17 protein-coding genes are annotated in these 24,346 nt (G+C 47.6%); 12 read left to right on the forward strand and 5 right to left on the reverse strand.

The window, feature by feature from the left end; genetic code table 11:
* Positions 1-526: 526 nt before the first annotated feature.
* Both QUA71_RS22980 and QUA71_RS22985 read right to left on the reverse strand, forming a co-directional pair.
* Positions 527-3,400, reverse strand: a complete 2,874-nt coding sequence (locus tag QUA71_RS22980; protein WP_333288562.1) for a TIGR03960 family B12-binding radical SAM protein — start codon at positions 3,398-3,400, stop codon at positions 527-529.
* Between the two features lie 143 nt (positions 3,401-3,543).
* Positions 3,544-3,897 carry an STAS domain-containing protein gene (locus tag QUA71_RS22985; protein ID WP_333288564.1) on the reverse strand — a complete coding sequence of 118 codons (354 nt, stop codon included), beginning with the start codon at positions 3,895-3,897 and terminating at the stop codon, positions 3,544-3,546.
* Positions 3,898-4,281: 384 nt separating this feature from the next.
* Between QUA71_RS22985 and QUA71_RS22990 the strand changes: the two genes are divergently transcribed.
* Positions 4,282-4,479, forward strand: coding sequence for a hypothetical protein (locus tag QUA71_RS22990; protein ID WP_015176637.1), 198 nt, complete (start codon positions 4,282-4,284; stop codon positions 4,477-4,479).
* Between the two features lie 768 nt (positions 4,480-5,247).
* On the opposite strand, the gene QUA71_RS22995 is transcribed toward QUA71_RS22990, so the two are convergent.
* Positions 5,248-8,076, reverse strand: coding sequence for a PAS domain S-box protein (locus tag QUA71_RS22995; RefSeq protein ID WP_333288567.1), 2,829 nt, complete (start codon positions 8,074-8,076; stop codon positions 5,248-5,250).
* Between the two features lie 1,133 nt (positions 8,077-9,209).
* Between QUA71_RS22995 and QUA71_RS23000 the strand changes: the two genes are divergently transcribed.
* From QUA71_RS23000 to argH, 6 genes are all read left to right on the forward strand, one after another.
* The gene (locus QUA71_RS23000; protein ID WP_333217617.1) at positions 9,210-9,935 is read left to right on the forward strand and encodes a DUF502 domain-containing protein; all 726 of its coding nucleotides are present in this window, start codon (positions 9,210-9,212) and stop codon (positions 9,933-9,935) included.
* A gap of 351 nt (positions 9,936-10,286) precedes the next feature.
* A complete protein-coding gene (gene nusB / locus QUA71_RS23005; protein ID WP_333288569.1) occupies positions 10,287-10,919 on the forward strand; it encodes a transcription antitermination factor NusB in 633 nt (210 codons plus the stop codon).
* A gap of 123 nt (positions 10,920-11,042) precedes the next feature.
* Entirely contained in the window at positions 11,043-12,791 is a 1,749-nt protein-coding gene (gene ftsY, locus QUA71_RS23010; protein WP_333288571.1) for a signal recognition particle-docking protein FtsY, read from the forward strand.
* Positions 12,792-13,356: 565 nt separating this feature from the next.
* Positions 13,357-14,844: a PP2C family protein-serine/threonine phosphatase gene (locus QUA71_RS23015; RefSeq protein WP_333288573.1), complete on the forward strand. Its 1,488-nt coding sequence runs from the start codon at positions 13,357-13,359 to the stop codon at positions 14,842-14,844.
* Positions 14,834-15,073 carry a hypothetical protein gene (locus QUA71_RS23020; RefSeq protein ID WP_333288575.1) on the forward strand — a complete coding sequence of 80 codons (240 nt, stop codon included), beginning with the start codon at positions 14,834-14,836 and terminating at the stop codon, positions 15,071-15,073. Before QUA71_RS23015 ends, QUA71_RS23020 begins: the two co-directional genes overlap by 11 nt.
* Before the next feature lie 295 nt (positions 15,074-15,368).
* A complete protein-coding gene (argH, locus tag QUA71_RS23025; RefSeq protein WP_333288577.1) occupies positions 15,369-16,754 on the forward strand; it encodes an argininosuccinate lyase in 1,386 nt (461 codons plus the stop codon).
* Between the two features lie 99 nt (positions 16,755-16,853).
* Here the strand turns inward: argH and QUA71_RS23030 are convergent, their stop codons facing one another.
* Positions 16,854-17,042, reverse strand: coding sequence for a hypothetical protein (locus tag QUA71_RS23030; protein WP_006632360.1), 189 nt, complete (start codon positions 17,040-17,042; stop codon positions 16,854-16,856).
* A gap of 465 nt (positions 17,043-17,507) precedes the next feature.
* Between QUA71_RS23030 and bcp the strand changes: the two genes are divergently transcribed.
* From bcp to QUA71_RS23045, 3 genes are all read left to right on the forward strand, one after another.
* Entirely contained in the window at positions 17,508-17,981 is a 474-nt protein-coding gene (gene bcp, locus QUA71_RS23035) for a thioredoxin-dependent thiol peroxidase (protein WP_333288579.1), read from the forward strand.
* Positions 17,982-18,058: 77 nt separating this feature from the next.
* Positions 18,059-18,514, forward strand: coding sequence for an NUDIX hydrolase (locus QUA71_RS23040; protein WP_333094826.1), 456 nt, complete (start codon positions 18,059-18,061; stop codon positions 18,512-18,514).
* A 158-nt stretch (positions 18,515-18,672) separates the two neighbouring features.
* Positions 18,673-19,479 (forward strand): alpha/beta hydrolase, encoded by an 807-nt coding sequence (locus tag QUA71_RS23045; protein WP_333288581.1) that lies wholly within the window; start codon positions 18,673-18,675, stop codon positions 19,477-19,479.
* Positions 19,480-19,567: 88 nt separating this feature from the next.
* Here the strand turns inward: QUA71_RS23045 and QUA71_RS23050 are convergent, their stop codons facing one another.
* Positions 19,568-20,470, reverse strand: a complete 903-nt coding sequence (locus tag QUA71_RS23050) for a pantothenate kinase (RefSeq protein ID WP_333288584.1) — start codon at positions 20,468-20,470, stop codon at positions 19,568-19,570.
* Positions 20,471-20,785: 315 nt separating this feature from the next.
* Here QUA71_RS23050 and QUA71_RS23055 point away from each other — a divergent pair, with 315 nt between their 5' ends.
* Positions 20,786-22,894 (forward strand): GAF domain-containing protein, encoded by a 2,109-nt coding sequence (locus QUA71_RS23055; protein ID WP_333288586.1) that lies wholly within the window; start codon positions 20,786-20,788, stop codon positions 22,892-22,894.
* Between the two features lie 619 nt (positions 22,895-23,513).
* The coding region (locus QUA71_RS23060) for a hypothetical protein (RefSeq protein WP_333288588.1) at positions 23,514-24,346 on the forward strand (833 nt) is incomplete at its 3' end.

Here is a 24,346-nt window from a genome sequence, read left to right on the forward strand (position 1 = left end):
TGCACGACTTAAGTCGGGGGCTTATCTCCGTTTTTTGACGGGTCAGTCGATTTTAGATTTTAGGTTTGAGATTTTAGATTTACTCCACAGATGAATCTGGGAGCTGGAACTTTAATCTAAAATCTCAAACTTTTGGTTCTCCACGACTTAAGTCGGGGACTTATCTCCGTTTTTTGACCCGTCAAAAACATCTATTGTTGAATACCCGCTCTGCGGTTTGAACCGTGAGATTTTTGAATAAGCCGACCACCGACAACCAGTCGATCGATCGAAATTAATCGCTAAATTTGGTTCAGACCCCGCTCCTGCGGGTTTGGCGCTAGATTTAGCCCGTGAATGTACAACAAAAAGGCTTGAAGTCTTGAACAGAAGCAATTTGCACCCAGCCCGCGTTGCTGGTTGACGAGGGCGGCGAGCGACTAAAGCGCTCGAGCCGCCGCGGCTTCCATAACAAGCGATTATAGCGTGAAACGACACATCCCGATCGAGAGCCGAAGGTGAAATATTCCACCACGGCTTCCCTATCTTAACCATAACCCAGGATTAGCTGACTACGCTCAACCTGCAGAAGCTGAATTTCCTGCTGGCTGACTTGTTCGAGCATGAAAACAATATGTTCGGGCTTTAGCAAGTTGCCGTCGCTGCGACAACTCCCGATAAAGCGCAAGACGGCTCTACCTTCGGATGTAGCACCAGAGGCTCTTGTGCTGCTGTCTGGTTTCTGCTCTACAAGTTCTAGTTTGTGCAGCCTTTCGCGCAAATTGACATTCTGCGTCTTTCCCGACTTAGTAGTATGCACCCGCCAAAAAGCCTCGGTTTCGACGATCGCCTTGACCCAAGCTTCCCAGTTGGCATCAGGAGCCACGGAGACAGGAGCAGCATTTTCCCGGTCTAATTCACCATTTTCTGTCAACGAGCCTGCGGAGGCCACAGTAATTACGTACTCCGCTGCTTCTAACAACTGGTTAGCAGAAGGAGCCTTGAGATCGATCGACTCAACCTTGTAAATCGGAATATTTTCCGGCAGCTTAGCGGCCAACTTTTCCCGAAAACTCTCAATATCGATCGGCTCAGTGAGCTCAAAGTCGGCAATTTCCCCAGTGCTGGTAACACCCAGAGGCAGAGCATTTGCCAGAGAAATCCGAGGGTTTGGGTGAAACCCGCCGGTAAACGAAATCGGCAAATCGGCTCTGCGGACTACTCGATCGAACAAGCGGATCAAATCCAAATGACCAACCAAAGCCATATCGCCCACCTTCCCGAACCAAACCCGCAAACGCTGTTTCCGCTCCGTATTCGGCACAAACTCCCCAGCAAACTCAGGAATTGGCAGTGCATCCACAACCACATTGTGTCCGAAATCGGTGCCGCAAACCCCGCAGCGCGAACACCCTTCAAAGGAACAGTCAGGAACCGTCGCTGCTTCTAAAGCCTTTTGCAAGTCAATTTTCAGCCAGTTTTTGTCGATCCCCGTATCTAAGTGATCCCAAGGTAAAGGTTGATCGAGAGAAAGGGGGAGACTGGGAGAGGGGGAGAGTGGGAGAGGGCCAGAAGTGAAAAAATCTTCCTTAATTTCTCTTCCTTCTTCCTTCTTCCCTCTTCCTTCTTCCTTCTCCCTTCTTCCGACTTCCATCGGACTGACATCCGTTACATCCGTTACATCCGTTACATCCGTTACAGAATCCGTTGCCGAACTTCCTTCTTCCTTCTCCTCTTCCTTCTCAAAAAGATTCCACTCGCCGCTTTCGACTTGGCGGTATTTCCAGGTAAGGCCCGACTCATCGATCGCCTGAGTCCAAGCTTTGTAAGCCTGATCCAAGCTTTCCCACCACGCATCCATACCCGCGCCAAGTTCCCAAGCGCGGCGGACTACAGCAGCCAAACGTCGATCGCCCCGTCCGACAAAATCCTCCATTGCCGAAATCCGCACATCAGTGTAATTCACCTTGACGCCCCGCATCCCCCGAAATTCTCCCTTCAGGAGTTTTTGCTTGCGGGAAAACTCAGCAGTAGAAACCGAGTGCCACTGAAAAGGAGTGTGAGGCTTAGGCGTAAAATTAGAAATTGTCAAGTTAAAATTCAGTCCCCGGCGGCCATCGAGCCTGCATTCCCTGTGCAGCCAGCGGACTGTTTCGGCGATGCCCACAACATCTTCATCGGTTTCTCCGGGCAAACCGATCATAAAATACAGCTTGATTTTATCCCAGCCGCGATCGACCGCAGTTTTGACACCCCGAAGCAATTCTTCGTTGGTCAAACCTTTGTTAACGATGTCGCGCATCCGCTGAGTACCAGCTTCCGGCGCAAAAGTCAAACCGCCTTGTCGCGTACCGCCGAGAATGTCGGCAATATTATCGTCAAATCGGTCAACCCGCTGGCTGGGTAGAGACAGAGAAATATTTTTATCTTTCAGGCGATTTTTGATTTCCATCCCGACTGCTGGGAGTGCCAGATAGTCGGAACAACTGAGGGAAAGCAGGGAAAACTCGCTGTGCCCGGTGGCTTGCATCCCCTGTTCGATCGCCTCTACGACTTGTTGCGGTTCGACATCGCGCGCGGGGCGAGTCAGCATTCCCGGCTGACAGAAGCGACACCCGCGGGTGCATCCCCGGCGGATTTCTACTGTCAGTCTGTCGTGTACTGTCTGGACGTAGGGAACCAGGCCGATCGAATAAGCTGGTATGGGAGTTGCCACGCGGCGCAGAATTCGTTCTGGAACTTGGGGGCGGTTGGGATGAACAGAACCGTCGGCCGCCATATCGTAGAATTGCGGGACGTAGACGCCGGGAATTTGCGCTAAATCCAGCAGCAATGCTTCTCGGCTCAAATTATTTGTTTTGCCTTCTGCCAAAATCAAGCCAATTTCTGGCAGCAATTCTTCTCCATCTCCCAAAGCGATGAAGTCAAAAAAGTCAGCGTAGGGTTCAGGATTGGAAGTTGCCGTTTGCCCGCCAGCAAAAATCAGCGGCATTTGACCGTTTTGGCAATTTGTCGCTCTTTCTTGCCAAGTTAGGGGAATGCCGGCTAAATCCAGCATTTCCAGAATGTTTGTGGCTCCGAGTTCGTAGCTGAGGCTGAAGCCCAGAATATCAAATTCTGTGAGCGATCGCCTCGATTCTACGGCAAACAGCGGAGTTTTGGTCGATCGCAGTTTTGCTGCCAAGTCAGGGGCGGGCAAATAAGCCCGATCGCACAACTGTCTTGGCCCTGCGTTCAAAATGTTGTAAAGGATGATGTGCCCCAGATTGGAAGCACCAACTTCATAAACTTCTGGGTAAGTGAGAACCCAGCGCACCAACGCCTCGTCCCAAGGCTTGTGCGTAGCTCCCAATTCGTTTCCCAGATAACGAGCAGGCTGATTAATGTCTGCTGTAAGTAATTCTTCGACTTTTACTGCCACGGCTCGACTCGCTAAATATTTGCGACTCTTAAGCAGCCTACCTTAAAATCTGCCAACACGCCAACGACAGTCGTCTGTCTTTTCGGGCATTTAACCGAATGTGCTGTGTTTTGTTGCCTGTTCTCCTGGCCTAGGAGGCTCTATCAGTGTTGTTTTACGCAGGAGTTTTCGGCATCAAAGCTATCGACATTTTCAAATATTTCAAAAACTCGATCGAGTTGGCTGAGTTCCAGAACCATCCTAATCCCGGGGGATACCGAGCACAGACTAAAGCTGCGGCCCATTTTTTTCGCCTGCTTGAGGCCTGAAACCAATGCCATCAAACCGGCACTGTCAATAAATGTTACTGCGCCCAAATCTACGAGTACCGCTACCACTCCGGGGGCTGAAATTGCTGTCGTTAGTTGCCGTCCGAATTCTCCGCAGGTGGCTGCATTCAGGTAGTCTAGGGGTCGAATCACCGTAATTGGTTGTTTATGGGCAAGAAGTGTCTGCATATGTCAAACCTATGATTGCTACGTATTTTCAACTACTGTGCTGGACGGATGTAAGCCTAAACCTACTTGATTACTCTGAGCCTAACTTAATCTGAGGCAAACCGACCAGTTGTTTTCAGTAATTTTACGTAATCTTTATTTATTGACTCTTTTTTATGAATTTTTGCGTAAGATTTGGCTAGGAAACGTAAGCTACTATACTATTTTTTATTTATGCCAGCAGGCGCAAGTCTTGGTAACTGTAAAAATTGCGATCGACTTTGCCCTAGCTGTTCAATAAAACTGAACAATGTAATTAAAATCACTGGTTAGTTCTGATCTAGATCACCTGTTTGCTCGACACTTCAGAGGAAAATTAAACTGTACGGAGTTCTCCGACTTACTATGCAAGCAACTCATGCTATCCGTCAACTTGTAGAAAAAGCCCTCTACATTAAGCAGTTGACGCCTGACATTGAAAACGAAATCAACTACGAGCTCACCCGTTTGGGATACATCTCGGATATTGATTATGAGGCTTTAGAGTTATTAATGGATGAAATGGATGCCGGCCGGGTGCAATTGGTATCTAGCCGTCGCTAGTGGGAAGCGGGCGACCAGTCCACATCCAAGAACCCAAAAATCCTTGCACGGCGGGCAATAGAGGAGTGTTAGAAGCATTTATGCCGGCTGAATATTTCTCTAATGAAGCATCTCGTTGCTGAACTTGATATTTAAGGAAATAGTGTTAGGGGCGATCGTCCCTGCGCCTCCGATCGAAAGCTAAAAACTTTGACTTAAATTAAATTTATAACTTTTGGGGTATGACAAATTAGGTTAACTGTAACTAAAATTCATGCTTAATTAAGCAGCTAATTGCTGAACTTGATATTTGAGGAGAGACTGTTAAGGGCCATCGTCCCTGAATCTCATACAATTTTAGATTTTAGATTTTAGATTCTAGATTTTAGATTTTAAAAGTCGGACTACTGATAATTATCAGGGTTTGGAACTTTTCTACAGTTGCATTCTTTTTAGAAACTGTTGTCAGTATCAAAAACTACACACTGTGATCCCAATTAAATATATAACTTTTGGGACTTGACAAATTATTTCTAAGTCTAATTCATAATAAAAAAAGTTTTTCGGCAGGATTAGGACTAAGGGCAACTGTCACAAATAAAGCTTAAATTTTAAGTATGTAGTTGCGCCTGTACGCTCTTTCCTCAGCTAAGAGCGCACAACCGCAACTAGATATTTTTGTTTAATCTACCAGTTGGGCTTAGTCCTAAGAACTATTATCCGATCGCTCGAATGCAAGAAAATTGGTTTGTAGTTAGGATTTCCGTCCTCGCGGAGTCAATCTAAAATCTAAAATCTAAAATCGTTCGATCGCCCCACCAAACTTGCCACCACCGCCACCAACTCAGCAGGCTCGATCGGCTTGGGCACGTAAATTTGAAAACCTTGCTGCAGTGCCCGTATGCGTTCCTCTACCTTACCAACCACCGTGAACGCCAACGCCGGAATTTCCCTGTCCACCATCCGCGATCGCACTTGTTGCAGCAGAGCCTCTCCGTCAAGCGCCTGTATCCCGATATCGATCGCCAACACATCCGGATTCAGCCTTTCAATCGCCTCCAACGCACCCTTTCCAGAGCTAGCCGTCTCCACCTGGGCCCCGCAATCTTCGAGCACGGTAGAGGCAAAATCCAGGGAATCCGCGTCGATATCGACCACCAATACCCGCACTCCAGAAAGATTGCTGTTGACAAAAGACTCCTTTACAGGGGCTCGCGCCTTGCTTGGAGGAATCGCCAACTCCCCGATTCCCGCCACAGAAAATCCGCTGTCGCCAGGAAGCTGTTGAATTGGCAATCTCACTAAAAACCTCGAGCCTTTTCCCTTCCCGGCGGATTCGGCTTGCACCGTCCCCCCGTGCATTTCCACAAAATGCCGCACTAGAGCCAAACCCAAACCCAATCCGTTGTACGATCGCCTTGTAGAGCTGTCAGCTTGGCTGAACCGCTCGAAAACGTGCGGCAAAAACTCTTCTGAAATCCCTTTTCCCGTGTCGCTAACCTCTATTTCCACAGTAGCGGGCGACAATTTTTTACAGCAAGCGGATTCCTCAGGGGCCAAAGTCCCCTGCATCTTTCGCACCCCCACCTTCACCTGTCCGCCATCGGGAGTAAACTTAATCGCATTCGACAGCAAATTCCAGGCTACCTGCTGCAACCGGCCCGAATCGGCAAAAATCCGCCCGGTAGTTGGGTCGAAATCCGTCACAATTTCAATATTTTTGGCGGCAATCGCGGGCGCGAGAGTATCGATCGCAGCCTCAACAGTCGAAATCACATCCACCCACCGCAAATTCAGCGACAGTTTCCCGCTAATAATCTGGGACACGTCTAGCAAATCCTCGATCAGAGTTGCCAGCGAGCGTGTATTGCGGTCGATCGTTTCCAGAGCCCGAACAGTCGTTTTTTCGTCAAACTTGCGGTTTCGCAGCAGTTGCGCCCATCCCAGCATCGCATTCAGCGGCGTCCGCAATTCGTGGGACAAAGTTCCTAGAAACTCGTCTTTAATCCGGTTCGCCCGCGCCAATTCCTGAGCTCGATCCTCCAGTTCTCTTTCCAACTGCTTGCCAACCGTCAAGTCGAGAATAAAAGCCACAGATTCTTGCCGCTTTTGTGCCAGCAAAACATATCCGATCAACACCGGAATCCGGCTGCCGTCTCTCCTCCAGAATTCCTTTTCGTAGGGAGTGCAAGCCCCCGTTGCTTGTGCCTCTGCCATCCCTTTCTTGTCGAGAGACTGGTACTCCGGCGGCGTGATGTCTATCGAGTTTAATTCCCCGCGCTGCAAGTGTTCCCGCGTGTAACCAACTATCCGCAAAAATTCATCGTTGGCATCGAGGATACCGCCGTTTACATCCCCGAAGATAATTCCTATTAAGTTAGCTTCTGCTAACATTCTCAGCTTTTCTTCGCTAGCTTGGAGTGCAGCTTCTGTTTGCTTGCGATCGGTAACGTCTTGGATGTAAGCCGACAAACCAGAATCGGAAGGATAAAAACGCATCTTCAACCACTTATTCCATAACGGTACGAATCCCTCATACTCGTTTGTTACTTTTTCTGCTAATGCTTTGGTAGCCATTTTGTAAAACGGTAAATCGACCGCCCAGGGAAATATATCCCAAAAATTTTTACCAATCAGTTCGGCTTTTGGTCTGCCTAACAGCTCAATAGCTTGGTGGTTGACATAGGTATAGTTCCAATTTAAGTCAACAGCGATAAAAGCATCCGTAATGCTTTCGAGAATGTTAGTAATTTGATCGTTTGCCAATTGCAGCGCTTTAGCAGTTTCTTCTGCTTGCAACCTCGCTGCTTTTTCGCGGGACAAAGCAGCAGCGCGTTCTTGTTCTGCCTGTTTTCGCTCGCTAATATCGATGTAAGAACCGATGTAACCTGCAAAAGTGCGATCGGGCCTGTACCGGGGTACGCCTGTACCCAAAACCCAGCGGTATTCGCCGTCATAGCGTCTCAGGCGGCATTCGAGCCGGTACTCGCTGCCAGCTTTGAAGGCTTTTTGGTAAATATCCAGAGATTCTGGCAAGTCATCTGGGTGCAAGTTTTCCATCCAACCCGTGCCCATTTCTTGCGCCAAAGTTCTACCGGTAAACTCCAACCAAACTTTGTTAAAGTAATCGCCAAGTTGGTCAGTGTCCGACATCCAAATCATCACCGGCGCCGTATCTGCCATAATCCGAAATCGAGCTTCGCTCTCCTGCTGCTGTGCTTCGGCTTGCTTGCGCTCGTTCCGTTCTTGAACTTCCCGCAGGGCCCGCTGAATCGACGGCACTAGGCGTATCAAACGGCGTTTGAGAACATAATCAGTAGCGCCGCTTTTCAAAGTTTCGATCGCCACTTCCTCGCCCAAAGTAGCCGAAACAAAAATAAACGGCACTCCCGGACAATTAGTGTGGGCGATTTCCAGTGCAGCTATCCCGTTAAAACCAGGCAGCATATAATCTGCCAAAATAATGTCAAAACGTTGTTTTTCCAGCGCCGCGGCAAAGTCTTCTCGATTTTCCACACACACCAGAGAAAATTCGAGCCCGCCATCCTTTAGATATGCCTCGATCAGTTCGGCATCTAGGGGACTGTCTTCTACTAAGAGGATACTAAGCGTTTTCACAAAAATTCCTTTTACTTAAATATTAATTATCGGATAGAAAATTTTATCAGGCTGCGGCTTTAAGTGAACCCCAAAAAATTATTGCATTTTGAATCGCATAAAAAAATGTAAAAATCAATTGGTTTCATTAGTTGAGCATTCATATCTCAATCCTAACTTCTAATCAAGTCTCTTGCTGCTTGCCGCGAGGTGAATCCCGGCTCTGACTTAATTGGCTAGTACGCTTGTTTTTCCTTAAGTTTCGTCTGCTTCCAAGGAATCGGCACCGCTGGAGTTTTGCTTCTATGCAGCAGTTTAGCTATACCCTGTTGAACCAATTGTTCCGCGCTTCTGGCTAGAAACAACTAGCTATGTAGTAATTTATCTCGCTTGCTACTAACTACTGCTACCTCGTTTGGCAGATTCTTTTTTTTGTAGTGATGCCCGAGTTAATGCTATATTGCTTTGCCGCTGCTCTCAAACTCGAATTCGCTTGAATTCTGCCCTTATTTCCTGAATATAGATCGATCGTGTCAAAAAAAGTCAAAGTTGCTGGTCTGTCTGCTTTACTTTTTGTCGGGTTTGCCTAAGATGCAACACTTGCAGGGTAGGCAACTGTTGCCTTGTCGATCGCTGTAGGTCTTCAAGAAGAAAGTAGCTTATACCCATAAATGTCATAGTGCATCTATCCAAAGATATATTTTTGGATAGACACTGCACTCAACCTGCATAGATTCCCCTGAATTCGGTACAACGAAGTGCCACCCAGCCGAAAATCTGAGAAAGCTCGATCGACCAATTAATTTCCTATACAAATAACAGAAAATTTTCTCTGGACTCGCTAAACTTGCACTCCCAGGCTGCCTCTGAGCGATCGGCTTATTGATTGAACCGACCCAAAGTGTCTTAAAATATACAATACGGTGAGCTGCTGCACAGCCTGCATATATTAAAACCAAGCGCCAACTTGCAATAATTCTTTAAAATAGAGGTACAGCACCGGCGATCCCTAACTCTTCCCCCTCAGAAAGGGTAGGGTTTAGCAGAATTGAACACGATCGTCTATGGTGACTTCCAGTAAAGCCCGTGCAGTTGCTTTAGTCTCAGCTTTATTCAGGTTATTGGCAACCAGTTACGAGGAGATTTGACCCGCCGTGCTCCAACGCATCAAACAAGACTTAAAAAACGACCTGATCGCAGGACTATTGGTAGTGATACCCTTAGCTACCACCATCTGGCTGACAATTACCGTCGCCAATTGGGTCATCAATTTTCTCACCAAAATTCCCAAGCAGATCAACCCTTTTGACGGACTCAACCCGATTTTGGTGAATCTGCTAAATCTTTTAGTAGGTCTGGCTGTACCCCTGCTGAGCATATTAGTCATCGGTTTAATGGCCCGCAACATTTTCGGCAAGTGGCTGCTAGACTTTGGCGAACGGCTGTTGCAGGCAATTCCCCTAGCCGGTTCGGTGTACAAAACCCTCAAACAACTGCTGGGAACCATCCTCAACTCAAACGACAAATTTCGCCGCGTGGTGTTAGTGGAATATCCCCGGCGGGGAATCTGGACGTTAGCATTTGTGACCGGTACGATCGAGAGTAACGATATCCCACCTCACCTTTCGGGTGAAACCCCGATCGGCATTTTCATCCCCACCACTCCGAACCCCACTACCGGATGGTACGCTATAGTCCCGGAGGCAGATTTAGTCAATTTGTCAATGTCGATCGAAGATGCCTTTAAAGTCATCATCTCTGGCGGCATCGTCAACCCCAGCAACTCAGTTCCAGTAACCCCCGAAAAAATCAAGGGCAAAACACTCGAACCCTTGGTATCCGAATCAAGATACCAGGCTGTCCCAGTCGAAGAAGAGTAAACGAAGACATCAATCTGTAGGTCAGGTTTAGAGAGCATCTCAATGAGAGTAAAAAGCGTTTTTTAGGAGTGCGATCGGGACGCCCGCGATATATATATGTAGCGGGCGTCCCGCTCGCACTCCTGTAAAAGCAAAACTCAGATGCTCGCAAAGTTTAGCGGGCTTCAAATTCTAAACTTTACTTTCCCAATAACAGATAATATCTGTCCAAAACCTACCCAGAAACAATCGTGACTCAGGGCGGGTTTTTTGCGAGTTTTTCTGCTAAAGTCCAAGTCTATGCTCTGAACCAGCACCTAGCAATCTCAAAAATTCCGAAATTCCTAAAGTCCCAATTCCTATCTAAAAAATATGAAAAAAGCCCGCGAAACAGCACGCGAACTCGCACTCCTCGGGATCAGCCAACTGCCGGCGAATCCAGAACTCTTAGAAGCCAAAAAACTGCAAGATGTTCTTCTCGCCGCCATCCGTACCCTGACAACAGAAGTTCAAGAAGCCCTAGAAGCAGCAGCATCCGAAGTGCAGCGGAGTAGCGACAAACTGCTTGCTAGCGAAATCCGCGCTGCCGATATACAAAGTGCTAGAGCAATGGTGCGGGAAGCAGTCGAACTCACCCAAACCGCAATCAACCGTCTCGGTTCAGCAATGGAGTTTCCAGAACTGATCCAGCTAGCCAACCAGCAAGATGTCCGCACCTATGCTTTGCAAATCCTGACGAAAGTCAGCGCCAACCGTGTTCAAATTGATGAATTGCTCTCGGAAGCCCTTGTAGACTGGCAAATAGAACGGTTGCCCCGGATCGATCGAGATATCATGAGAATCGCGATCGCCGAAATGCTATATCTCGCCTTACCCGAACAAGTCAGCGTCAACGAAGCCGTCCAACTCGCAAAACGCTACAGCGGCGACGAAGGACATCGCTTCATCAACGGAGTCCTCCGCCGAGTAGTCGATAAAATCAAGGCAGAAGTTGTTAGTCAGTAGTCCTTAGTCCTCAGTCAAGAGTCTGTAGGGTGCTCTTCGGTGCACCTTACCAAGAGTCATGAGCAATCCGCAATTCGCAATCCGCTCTAAACTAAGGACTAATAACTATATTCCCAATTTCCTATGGTATTTAATTGGTTTCGTCGCCAGTACAGCGAAAGCAAATCTTCTGAAACAGAGGCAACCCCGGAACAGCCGCAAGATGAGTCGGTAAAATCCGCACCGGTTGAGCCTCAAACAGATGCAACAGAGCAAGGCTCTCCTGCTGTAGCCGAAGATTATCTCAATTGGGCAAAAGCTGCTTACAAAAATATTCAAAAACAGCAAAAACCCGAAACAGAAGTTTCCGAGACAGCAGCGCCCGATGTTCCAGCAGCCGAAGCAGAAATCGCGACAGTTGCAGAAGTTGCAGAACCGGCGACGATTGAAGCAACGGAACCGATCGAACTTGAACCAGCACCCACAGCACCAACTGTTGCAGAAGTTGCAGAACCCGCGGCACTTGAAGCAACCGAGGCGATCGAACTCGATGCAGCCAAGCCAGCAGAAATTGCAGAAACTCTGCAACCCACAGCCGGGGCGATCGACATTGCACCTATTGCTCAACAATTAGAAGTTACAGCAGAAAATATAGAAATTGCCGAACCTGCAAGGGAGGTTGTAGAAACCGAATCACTCGCATCCGAGGGCGAAGCAGCCGAAGCCCTGCCGTTTTGGGCCAGAGCTCAGGCCGATCGCATGGAGCGCATCGAACGCCTCAAAGAAACCGCCCTTGAAGAACCAGAAGTAATTGCAGCCGCCGCCGAGAGAGCGGCAATTATCGAAGAAATTCCCGGTTTCGCCTTTGACGAAGGGTTCCTGTGGTCATCAGAAATCTTAGCCAGTCAAGGCCGCCGGCCAGAACAAGTATCCGTCGAAGAAATCACTTGGCTGCAAAAACTGCGGAAAGGCTTAGAAAGAACTCGTCGCAGCTTAATTAATCGACTAAAGGCGATCGTTGGTCAAGGCCCGCTCAATCAAGACGCGGTAGCCGAAATTGAGACTCTGCTACTGCAAGCCGATGTCGGAGTCGCAGCCACCGACATCATTATCACTCGCCTCCAAGAAAGGCTCAAACAAGAAGTGCTGCCGCCAGAACAGGCTCTAGCCTACCTGAAAACCATCCTGCGCGACATTCTCGACGCTCCCTGTGCCGAAACCGCCGCCGGCAATCCCGCCTACAGCCTGACATTTGCCCCGGAAAAAGACACTTTTAACATCTGGTTAATCGTAGGAGTCAACGGTGCGGGCAAAACAACGACGATCGGCAAACTTGCCCATATTGCCCAAAAATCCGGCTACAAAACCCTAATTGCCGCCGCCGACACTTTCCGCGCCGCCGCCGTCGAACAGGTGAAAGTTTGGGGTTCCCGCAGCGGGGTCGAAATTATTGCCAACCCGGGGAAAAATACCGATCCGGCTGCTGTCGTGTTTGATGCGATCGCCGCTGCGGGCGCCCGAGGCACAGAACTCCTGATCGTAGACACCGCAGGCCGCCTGCAAAACAAAAAAAATCTGATGGACGAATTAAGTAAAATCCGTCGCATTGTAGATAAGAAAGCCCCAGGCGCTACCGTAGAATCTCTACTGGTTTTGGATGCCACACTGGGTCAAAATGGTTTGCGACAGGCAGAAGTGTTCGCAGAATCAGCAAAATTAAGCGGAGTAGTATTGACAAAACTCGACGGTTCTGCTAAAGGTGGTGTTGCCCTAGCTGTAGTGCAGCAGCTTGGTCTGCCAATCCGCTTTATTGGAGTTGGGGAAAGCATCGAAGACTTGCGCCCGTTTTCTAGTTACGAATTTGTGGAAGCCCTACTCGATTTTAGATTTTAGATTTTAGATTTTAGATTGATCGGGTATCTGTGGTCGTCCCGATTTTTGGAGGCGGATACAGAGGTTCAAAATCTCAAATCATTAACCTCAAACTACCATCGCAGGACTTGCGCCGATCGCCACGGGTGGCGAGTGAAAACTAAATACTTAGAAACAATACCTTCCCCTGTTCTTGCTGGTTTGGGTTCAAAGCGCCAGTAGTGTGTCAAATTAAGCTCAAATTTAGTATCAGTCTGCTGTCTGATTGCACAGTCTTCTCGATCCCCCTGGCCCTCCCCTTAAGAAGGGCGACAGCAAATCGTTAAAGTCCCCCTTCTTAAGGGAAGCCGCTGCGGTCTTGGGGCCCCCCCAGTAAAGCAAGCGGCGTGGATTTAGGGGACTCTAGACTCAGCTATAAACGAGATTGCTTAAGAATTTCAGAGTTAAGTTGATACGAATGTCCCAGTACCTAACCTACTTGCTCAAACCAAACTACTTGTTCTAAAAAAAACGGGTTTCTGTTCAAGTGACCCCTAAGTCCTCAATCATTCCTCCTCCCTCTAAGATCGAAAATCACAAATTTAAAATGACTGCTGTGCCTTTGCCTCGCCCCTCACCTCAACCTGCTGACCGCCCTTCGGGTCGCAATTCCACCGACGCGACGCCAGTATTTGCCCTCAAAGAACTGGTGGCGCGTTTGCACCGATATCAGCACAACGTTCAAGATATGTTGGGTTCGCTGGGATTTGCCCTGCGAAGTTTTAACAATCTCAACCAATTTTTAGAGTTGGTGCCTTTGGTGGCGACTCGCGTTACGGACGCCGACGGGGGAGCTTTAGTGCTGTTCAAACCCAACGGTCAAGTCAGGTTCCAGCAGTTGCACTGTCAGGAAGGACGGCAGTGCCAAGATATGCGAAAAGCGCTGGAAATAGCCACCAGGCAAGCTACAGCAGGTGCGGGCGCGAATGCTGCATCGTTTTCGGAAACCTCTGGGCAAACTTCTAGTCTAGACCTGCAAGTCGGTCGTTATTTGGGCCCGGATGTTCATTTGTTTGGGGCGCCAATTTTAGTCAACAATTTGGAACGCGGACGCCTTTATGTTTTTAGCAGCGATCCGCAATATCTCTGGACTCCCAGCAGACAGAAATTAGTTCGGTTGGTGGCGGATCAAACCGCCGTGGCTATTTGCAAAGACGAACTTACTGTTAAGTTGGCGGAAAAAGACCGCTTAGACAGAGAGTTAGAAATCGGGGCGGAAATTCAATTGCGGCTGCAACCCCGCAGTTGTCCGAAAATTCCCGGTGTTGACGTGGCCGCCCGCTGCCAAACTGCTAGCAGAGTCGGCGGAGATTATTATGATTTTATTCCCGCTGACTATGACCCGATCGGCAAGGAGAATGAGGGGGAAAACCCCCCATCCCTAATTAAAAATCTCAAGTCCAAAATCGACAAGGGCCGCTGGAGCATTGTGATCGGCGATGTGATGGGTAAAGGAGTACCGGCTGGCCTGTTGATGACGATGACACGGGGTATGCTGCGGGCGGAGGTTTTGAACCGCCACTCGCCGTCGAGAATTTTGCAACATTTAAACCGGGTTATGCACGCGGATTTGGAAAATTCCCACCGTTTTGTGACTCTGTTTTATTCGGAGTATGACCCGAAAACTCGCGTTTTGTCTTACAGCAATGCAGCTCACCACCCGCCTTTGCTGTGGCAAGCTGCAACTAATACGATTCTTCAGCTCGATACTTTGGAGGGAATGTTAATTGGCCTGGATGCTGATTCGCATTATCAAGAAGCTCAAGTGCAATTGCAGCCAGGAGATACTATTATTTATTACACAGACGGATTTACCGATGCTGCTAATCAAAGGGGCGATCGCTTTGACGAGGATAACTTGACCTCGGCTTTTCAGTGGGCCTGTCAAAATTACCAGCAGTCTGAAGAGATTTTGGATTATTTGTTCGATCGCGTACATCAGTTTATCGGCATCGGCAATCGCAACGAAGATGACATGACACTGGTTGTACTTAGGGTAACACCTTTAGGAGGAGAAAATCACCATGATAGTTAATTTAATCGCGGAAATTACTGCTGGATTAACCAGCTCGATTAATTGGAACGATGTCGTTCACGTGTTAGTTTTGAAATCTCATTTGAATTCGACGGTAATTTTGGGTCAAAGTTACGACATTTTTACTAATTTCCAAAAAGCTTGGAAGAATTTTGTTGACACTGGTCAAATAGGAGCTTTTTTTATAGGTATTTTTGTTGGCTGGTTCTTTAAAGGGATTTTTCGTTAGAGTTATTGTCGAAGAAGCTATCGGGAAGGGATGTAAGATTTAAAAATTTTGTAGCCACAAATTCACTTCTTTCGGATGCAGCAAAAGTTTCCCAATTTTGTAGTCCAGAATTCAGTTTTTTTGGGTCAAAAGATGTATAAAAAGTTTGTAGTCAGAAATTGAGTTTTTTATTGCCGAATTGGGAATGGAGGACTAAAGTGCTGACTACAAACCGGATGAAAGACTAAAGTCTTTGCTACAAACCGGTTTTTATAGACTTCTGCAAGAGAGATACAATCTAGTTTTAGCTTGAGCAATGACAACACAACAAAAAACTTGGAGTCAAAGATTTGAATCGGCGCTGCACCCGGCGATCGCCCGATTCAATGCTAGTATTGGCTTCGATATTGAATTGATTGAGTACGACTTGACGGGTTCTGTCGCTCACGCTAAAATGCTGGCAAAAACGGGGATTATTTCCGCAGCAGAAGGGGAACAGTTAGTCAATGGTTTGGAACAGATCCGCCGCGAATACCGCCAAGGACTTTTTGTTCCGGGAGTTGATGCAGAAGACGTTCACTTCGCTGTAGAGAAGCGACTGACGGAGATCGTGGGGGATGCGGGGAAAAAGTTGCACACGGCCCGATCGCGCAACGATCAAGCCGGCACTGATACTCGCTTGTATTTGCGCGATCGCATCGCAGAAATTCGCGAGCAATTGCGCGAATTTCAAGGGGTTTTGCTCGATCTTGCCGATCGTAACGTGGAAACTTTAATTCCCGGTTACACTCATTTGCAGCGCGCTCAGCCGATCAGTTTGGCTCATTACCTGTTAGCTTATTTTGAAATGACCGATCGCGATTGGGAACGTCTCGGCGATATCTGCAAGCGGGTGAATGTTTCGCCTTTGGGTTGCGGCGCGCTGGCGGGGACGACTTTCCCGATCGACCGACATTATACGGCAGAACTATTGCTGTTTGACAAGGTTTATGCTAATAGCTTAGATGGAGTGAGCGATCGAGATTTTGCGATCGAATTTCTCGCAGCAGCCAGCTTGATTATGGTACACCTGAGCCGCTTGTCAGAAGAAATGATTTTGTGGTCTTCTCACGAATTTGGATTTATTACGCTCAAAGATAGCTGCGCTACTGGTTCTAGTATCATGCCCCAGAAAAAAAATCCCGACGTGCCGGAGTTGGTGCGGGGCAAAGCGGGGCGGGTGTTCGGTAACTTGCAAGCCTTGTTGGTAGTAGTGAAGGGACTTCCTTTGGCCTACAACAAAGATTTACAAGAAGATAAAGAGGCTTTGTTTGATACCGTAACAACGGTACAGGGTTGCTTGGAAGCAATGACGATTTTGCTGCGGGAAGGAATCGCGTTTAACGGCGATCGCCTCGCTGCTGCTGTTACGGAAGACTTTTCTAACGCTACAGACGTAGCCGACTACTTGGCCGCCAAAGGCGTTCCCTTCCGGGAAGCTTACAACCTTGTCGGCAAAGTCGTCAAAACTTGCCTTTCGGGGGGCAAACTCCTCAAAGATTTGACACTTGAGGAGTGGAAAGACTTGCACCCAGCCTTTGAGACAGACATTTACAGCGCGATCGCACCTCAGCAAGTGGTGGCGGCTCGCAATAGTTACGGGGGTACCGGGTTTGAACAAGTGAGAAAATCACTTATCGCTGCGCGCGATCGACTCGCCTAAACATCATTGAATTATTGGACAAATTCCGGCTGGCTATCTCTACGAAAGAACGATCGTGTTTTCCACTCTGGTTCTAAGTTCGGCAGATAGCCTCAGCAATTAATCTTCAGCAGCAGCCATGTCTTTGTCTCTGCCGCCGCTCATGGCGCCCATGCCACCGCCGTTGCCGCCGTCAAATCGTCTTCTCTTGTTGGAGAACATATCTTGATTTCTCCGCTTGCGAAACTTGCGAGCGTATGCTTGATTTCGTTGTGCCTTCTCTTTCTTGAGATTGCGGCGCTTAGCCATTCTGACCTCACTAATAAACATTGACAGTCCCCGGGCTTTCACGCCCAGGGATTCTTAAGGTTGACACTCCGTGCACTCTTGGTGACTGAGATTCTTGGTTCAGCGAAGTCACTTACTGGCGACAGGATTGCTCCCGCCAAAATATAGGTGTCTTCTCCCCAAGCGTAAATTCCGGTATGCCCTACCGTACTCGATCAGTTCTCTTTATGTAGTTAGGTTTTCTTCAAATTTAGCTTTCCTAAACCGCAACACCGTTAGGTGTGACTACGCACTCAACTAATCCAGTTAAGTTTTTACGTTGGCTAGTTATACTCAATTTTAGACCGATGACGATCATAGCACACACGGTACAAGACCCAGAAAAAAGAACACCGGGATTCAAGTCGCTGGGAATGCGAACCCGATGGGAGGCAAGGTTTTCGCTCTTGCCGAGTATTTTTATAAACTCTTGACAAAATACCACAAATGACCATTTATCCCGGTGACATAGCTCCTGTCTTCAGCCTGCCCGACGCGCAAGGTAATGTCGTCAGCCTTGGAGATTTTCGAGGGCGGCGAGTTGTACTTTACTTTTATCCTCGGGACAATACCCCAGGCTGTACTAAAGAAGCTTGTGGCTTTCGCGATATTTACTTAGAGTACGAGTCGCGCAATATTTCAGTCCTCGGCGTCAGTACAGACGGGGCAGGGACCCACGCCAAGTTTGCAGCTAAATATCAACTGCCTTTTCCCTTGCTGTGCGACTCAAACGCCGAAGTCGCTACCGCCTACGGCTGTTACGGACTCAAAAAGTTTATGGGAAAAGAATTTATGGGAATTACTCGATCGACTTTCGCGATCGACCCAGATGGTAGGATTGAAAAGGTTTATCGGAAAGTCAAACCAGAAACTCACGCGGCGGAGATCCTAGCAGACTTGCCAGAGCTCTGGCGTGAATGAAAAATTAAAAATTAAGACTCCGGAGCTCCAAGCTAGGAGGCCTGAAGTTATTATCTCCTAAACAAGCTTTTGAGTTTATGCGTCGATTGTGGCAAATTGTACAAACTGTGCTGGGACTGATTTTTCGACATCCTGTCACTGGTACTGCGGTGATTCCCGTATTGCCTGACGGGCGAATTGTGTTAATTCGCCGCCGCGACAACGGTCGCTGGGCACTGCCGGGAGGTATGGTGGATTGGGGAGAGGATATTCCGACAACTGTGCGGCGGGAATTAGCAGAGGAAACAGGACTCGATTTAGTCAAAATCCGCCGCTTGGTGGGTGTTTATTCGGCTGCCGATAGAGACCCTCGCCTGCACTCGATTTGTATCGTGGTGGCTGCAGAGGTGCAGGGCAATATGCAAGTTCAGGATACGCTTGAAGTCAGCGAGGTTGAGGCTTTTTTGCCCGCATCGCTGCCGGAGGGCGCGCTCAGCCACGATAACGACCAGCACTTACAGGACTATTTTCAAGGCCTGACAACTTTGGCGTAAATCGGCGGGGCATCCAAATTTGAGAAAAGTCGGAAATTACCTCGCCGTCAAAAATTGTCTGTGATGACTGTGGAATTAATTTTTAATGTTTTCCTACTTTTATTCACAATCTCTGAACATTAAATTAATCATCTTTTTATTACTAAATATTTAACCGGATGTACTCACTGCTACGCAATTCTCGGGTCAAACTCTCTGTAGGGCAAATCTTTTGGCACGAAGTCGGTCAAGGCCCGAATTTAGTATTTTTGCACGGTTCTTGGCACGACAGCAGTCAATGGCTGAGGACGATCGAACATTTGAGCCCCTACTACCACTGCTTCGCACCGGATTTGCTGGGGTTTGGCGACTCGGAACGTCCGAAAATTCATTATTCGATCGACCTGGAAGTAGAATGTCTGGCTCAATACCTCGATACTTTGAAGCTGCGAGAGGTTTATTTAATCGCTCACTCTCTGGGTGGTTGGGTGGCCACCAGCTACGCTATCAAATATCCCGATCGAGTTCAGGGCTTGGTTTTGTTGGCCCCAGAAGGCCTCAAGGTTGGTAACCGGCGGGGGCGGTGGCAGACGGCTAGCTGGCTGATCGGCCAACCACCCCTCGGTTTTTGGTGGCTGCGATCGATCTATCCAATTGCTAAGTTGCTGGGTACTCAAAACAAGATTGACAGACTGCTAAAGTTCAGACAGCAGTTGATTCAGTCGCGAGTTGCCGTGCAGTTGCTGTTCCGGCGGCGGCGGGCTGAAATTACAGCGGAGTTAGTTGATGAGAATTTGCCTTTGCTGAAAGCGCCTGTTTTGCTGTTGCACGGTTCTGAAGATACCGCCACCGCTTCGTCTCTGTGTCAATCCTATGCTGCTCTGGCTCCTAATGCTGAACTGCAATTGGTCAGTCCGGGGGAAAGCAATTTGCCGCAGGAAGTCCCCGATGTTGTTGCTAAGTATATTCGGGAATTTGCTAAGTGAATTGGGAATTGGTAAGGAAGAAAGAGGCAAGAGGGAAGAAGAATTCGCCATTACCCATCCCGCTTAACAATGACTCATAACTTATGACTCATAACTCATGAGTAATTCCCCAAAAAATAGCTTCGGGTGCGTCAATTACTGCGGAAGCTGTATCAGGAAAGGCTGCGGTAAGGTATTTTAAAAGCATAGTGCGATCGCCCCCGGTGAGTGCAATTTTGCTATCAGGAAACAAACACCGCCAATCTTCAATAAAATCCCTAACTCCTGCCACCGTCGCATACACAACTCCGCTTTGAATTGCCTCAGCAGTATCTTTCGCCCAGCGGTGCGGCAGATTTTTTGGTAAACTAATTAAAGGTAATGCAGCGGTTTTTTTACTTAGCGACGATAACTGCAAACCCAAACCTGGTAAGATTGCGCCCCCAACTAAATACCTATTGACATCAGCCCCAGTAAATGTTAGAGCTGTACCAGCATCTATAAGTAAAACTGGCCAACCGAATTGGTTGCCAGCCCCCAGTACAGCCAAAGCTCTGTCAATTCCCAGGGTAGGATAGAGTCCCCCGATCGGCAACTGGTCTAAAGTAATAATTCGGACAGTAGGATAACTCTGCCAAATTGCTGTTTGTTGGGTAACTACTGAGGCCACAATTAGAGGCAGCGGCACTAAAGAAAGTGTGTGAGGACTAGAAAAAGCGGGAGTAGCAGGAAGAGAAAGGAGATTTTGAGAAGATACTTCCTCGATCGACCTCATTACTGTTTGCACCAAATATTCGGCCTTTTCCTGCTCGGAGAGCCGGGAAACAGTATCAGCATTGAGATGCTCTGTATCCCATGTTTTCTCCAGGGTTTTGCCCACAAATAATCCCCAGTGCAGCCGGGAATTGCCGATCGCCAAAGCTATTTTAATCTGGTCTTTACCTATTAATCCAGATATAAGGTTGTCGGTTCTTGGTGGCGAACGAAAATTGTCGGGAATTGAGTTTTCCATGTTGATCGAGCGCGCGCAAACATTGAACTAAAGATAGATTTTAGATTAATTTTATTAGGTTAAGCGGGCGGTTAACTCTATTTGACATCTGACCAAGTTCCATGCCACGCGCCAATTAGTATTGTGGGCCACAGAGGGCATACTTGCTAAATATAAATATTTGTAAAGCAAAAAATTGCTTTGCTCAGGCTGCATCCTTTATAATGTCTTAAGATATTCCAAAAGTCCTGGTAGCTGCGATGGGGCTGTTGGCGGGGTAAGCAGAGGTTTAACAAACCCGACTCAATCAAAATACTGTACAACTCCTGAGTAAATATGTCTTTAAAAATACAAGAACACGAAAACCCCTGGCAGAGAGTAACTTCGCGGTTGCCTGAATCTGAAAACTGGAGGCAGGAAGAAAGTCTTTCGCTGCCGGAAGTAGACCAACAAAAAGCCCTAATCGTGCAGATGCAGCAGCAAGTTCAGTTATCAAACTTGCTGAACCAAATTAATAACGAAATTCGCAGTACACTTGACATAGAAGAAATTTTGACATCGGCCTGCCGATTGCTGGGGCAAGCGTTAGAGTGCAGTCGCGTGAGCATTTTAGTCAAAGAATCAAATACAGAAAAAACTTTAGTCACGCGCGGAGAGTACAACGCGGGCGACTATCCGATTCAACTTGGTATGAAAGTACTGATGACTGACAACCCGCATTTGGCTGCCGTCGTGTCTCAGCAAGAGTCGCTAGCAGTGACGAAGTTTCTCGATTTTCCGGGATTAAACCCACAAACCCGAAAAATTGCCGAAGCTTTGGAGATTAAGTCAATGGTGGCAGTAGCTACTCGCTATCAAGGTCAAGTGAATGGCATAATTGGCTTGCATCAGTGCGATCGCGAACGGGAATGGACTGATTGGGAACGGCAGCTTTTAGAAGGGGTAGCATCGCAATTGGCGATCGCGATCAATCAAGCCAAACTCTATAGCAAAACCAGGCGCCAAGCCGAACGAGAATCGCTGCTGCGGCTGATCGGCAACCAAATTCGCAGTACCCTAGATCTGGAAACTATCCTACAAACAGCGGTGAGGGAAGTCCGCCAAATGTTGCAGTGCGATCGAGTAATCATCTATCAGTTTCAAGACAACTGGCAAGGAAAAGTTGTTGTTGAAGATATGGTCATCCCTTGGCCTTCAATTTTAGGAGACATGGGGGCGGATAAGTGTTTCCGGGGAGATTACGCCGATCTTTACCAGCAAGGACGAGTCAAAGCAATTAATGATATTTTCAATGCTGGTTTAGAGCCTTGTCACGTTGATTTCTTAGACCGTTTGCAGGTAAAAGCTAATCTGATCGTGCCGATTGTTACATCGAGAACTGAAGAAAGTTACCCCGAAACAGCCGGAAACTATAATCCTAAATTTCCCGGTAGGCTGTGGGGTTTGCTTATTGCTCACGAGTGCCGGGATACCCGCAATTGGGAGCGACAAGAAATGGAGTTGCTATCCCAGATAGCCAACCAAATGGCGATCGCCATTCAGCAAGCAGAACTTTACAGCCAAGTCCAAGATGCTGCGGTAAAATCTCAAGCTCAAACCCAGCAATTGCAGGCTGCGTTAGAAGAATTGCGATCGGCGCAACAGCAATTGATTCAAAGCGAAAAAATGTCAGGTTTGGGGCAAATGGTAGCGGGAATTGCTCACGAAATTAACAACGCCAACAATTTCATCCACGCTAACTTGTTTCATGCTCAAGAATATTTTAAAGCCTTGAACGAAGCTCTAGAACTGGCCGGGAATGCCTGCCCGGAAGCAGCGGAGGCAATTGTCAGAATCAATGAAGAACTAGAACTCGATTACATTCGAGAAGACTTTGGTAAACTGGTCAATTCAATGCGGGAAGGAAGCGGGAGGATTCGCTCGATCGTGATGACGCTGCGAAATTTTTCTCGTTTAGACCACGCTGAATTAAAACCAGTAGATTTGAATGAAGGTTTAGAAAGCAGTTTCTTGATGCTGCAAAATAAGCTAAAAACCCATATCAAAATAGACAAGCAATACGGCAGTTTGCCGCCCGTCCAATGTCATGCCAGTCAAATCAACCAAGTATTTTATAATTTGATTGACAATGCTTTAGATGCGCTTCAGTCAACGAACAAACCGGGGGAATTAACCATCCGCACTTGGCAAAGCGAGCCGGACTGGGTAACAATCTCTGTCCGCGACACGGGAACGGGCATTCCTGCGGAAATTCAAGACAAGATTTTTGACCCGTTTTTTACTACTAAACCTGTCGGGAAAGGCACGGGTTTGGGACTTTCAGTGTGCTATCAGGTAATTGTTCAAGCTCACGGTGGCAAGATCAGTTGCGTCAGTCAGGTTGGCGAAGGAACTGAGTTTATTGTAGAGTTGCCGCTGACAAATCAGAGGAGGATAAGTGCATAATTCCTGCTTTAGTCAGATTAAGCCTGTTTTGTCACTCTGGCAGTAGTATAGAACCCATTTGACATCTTTTAGCGATCGTCAATCACATTACGGATCAGCAATAAATTTGTTTTTTTACCATCGCATTTTTAATGGAATCAGATTTAACTTACGCCCGAACCTCAATTTTCAGAAATTCCCAACTGGGTGATGCTTAGACATATAAAATCCTAAGTATTTTTACTCATAATTGTCTCTCCTGATTCACTTTTGCCCGCTGAATCACTGAAAGCTGCCTCTTGGGGGGCCGAAATCTGGGATTTAAGCTCTCCTCTAGAGATGTGGAAAACCCGCTTTTTATAGGTCTGAAAAAAAGATCGCAATTTTTCCGGATAAAACCTATTGATGATGAAAGTTAGACCTATCTATGTAAATATGTGTAAGTAGGTGTAATTATTTACACTCTACATTCGATCGGGGGCAATAATGCCTTCAGATGCTTATTGGGCAAGCATTTTTACTGGATTTACCGACACGTATGAGCAAATTTTTCTTGCAGTGACAGATCGCTACAAGAAAGCCCAACCTCTGGTTTTCAGTCACTTTTAATCCTTAATTACTCATCATTAACACAGAAGCTATGGCTACTTCAATCACTGGTTCTTTGGGTACAACCACTAATTACAGCAATGTCAGTGACCTAATTACACAATGGCCTACTGCCGCCCAGAATCAAGGCATCCAACTGTCTGGGATAGCTTTTGATGGCGCGGAAACGAACTACACTAACCCTACTCCCATCAGCAACCTCACCTTAGCAACGAACGAAAACCCTAAAAGCTGGTTGAGCTACGGCGGTCCCGGTGGTATTGGTGTCCCATCTGATTATCCTGGTTGGTTTACCGATGTCAATAAACTTCGGGCGGAAATCAACTATGACCCCAACACCGATAAATCTCAGGTGCTGAAGGTGAAATGGGCAGATAACAAAGACATTACTAGCGCCACGATCGGCCTCAGTGGATTACTTCCCAAATCAAGTTCTACTACAGTGAACGATCAAGGCAATGAAGTTGGTTTGCTGAAACTCTTTAATAATGGGGCGCCGGTATCGGCCAGCAATTTTACGATCGCTCGCCTCAACGCTCCTGCCAATGCAAAACCGATCGGTGTCTCTTCAGATGGAGTGACTTTCATTGGCGATAGTCCCGATGGCAATTTCACATTCCAGATACAAGCAAATTCCACTAGCGTTGCTTTTGACGAATTACGGTTCTCCGCCAAACCCTACGATAGCCCCACCTCTGCCTACGCCACTAGCACCTCCATCAAAAGCGATAGTTCCGACTACCTAGTGCGGAGTATTCAATATCAAGGCCTTGATGTGACGCCGACGCCGACGCCGACGCCGACAGCTCCAAGTATCTTCCAGTTCGCCCAACCAAATTACACGGTGGCTGAAGGCGGCGTGGC

The sequence above is a fragment of the Microcoleus sp. MON1_C5 genome (assembly GCF_036701875.1).
Classification (GTDB): domain Bacteria; phylum Cyanobacteriota; class Cyanobacteriia; order Cyanobacteriales; family Microcoleaceae; genus Microcoleus.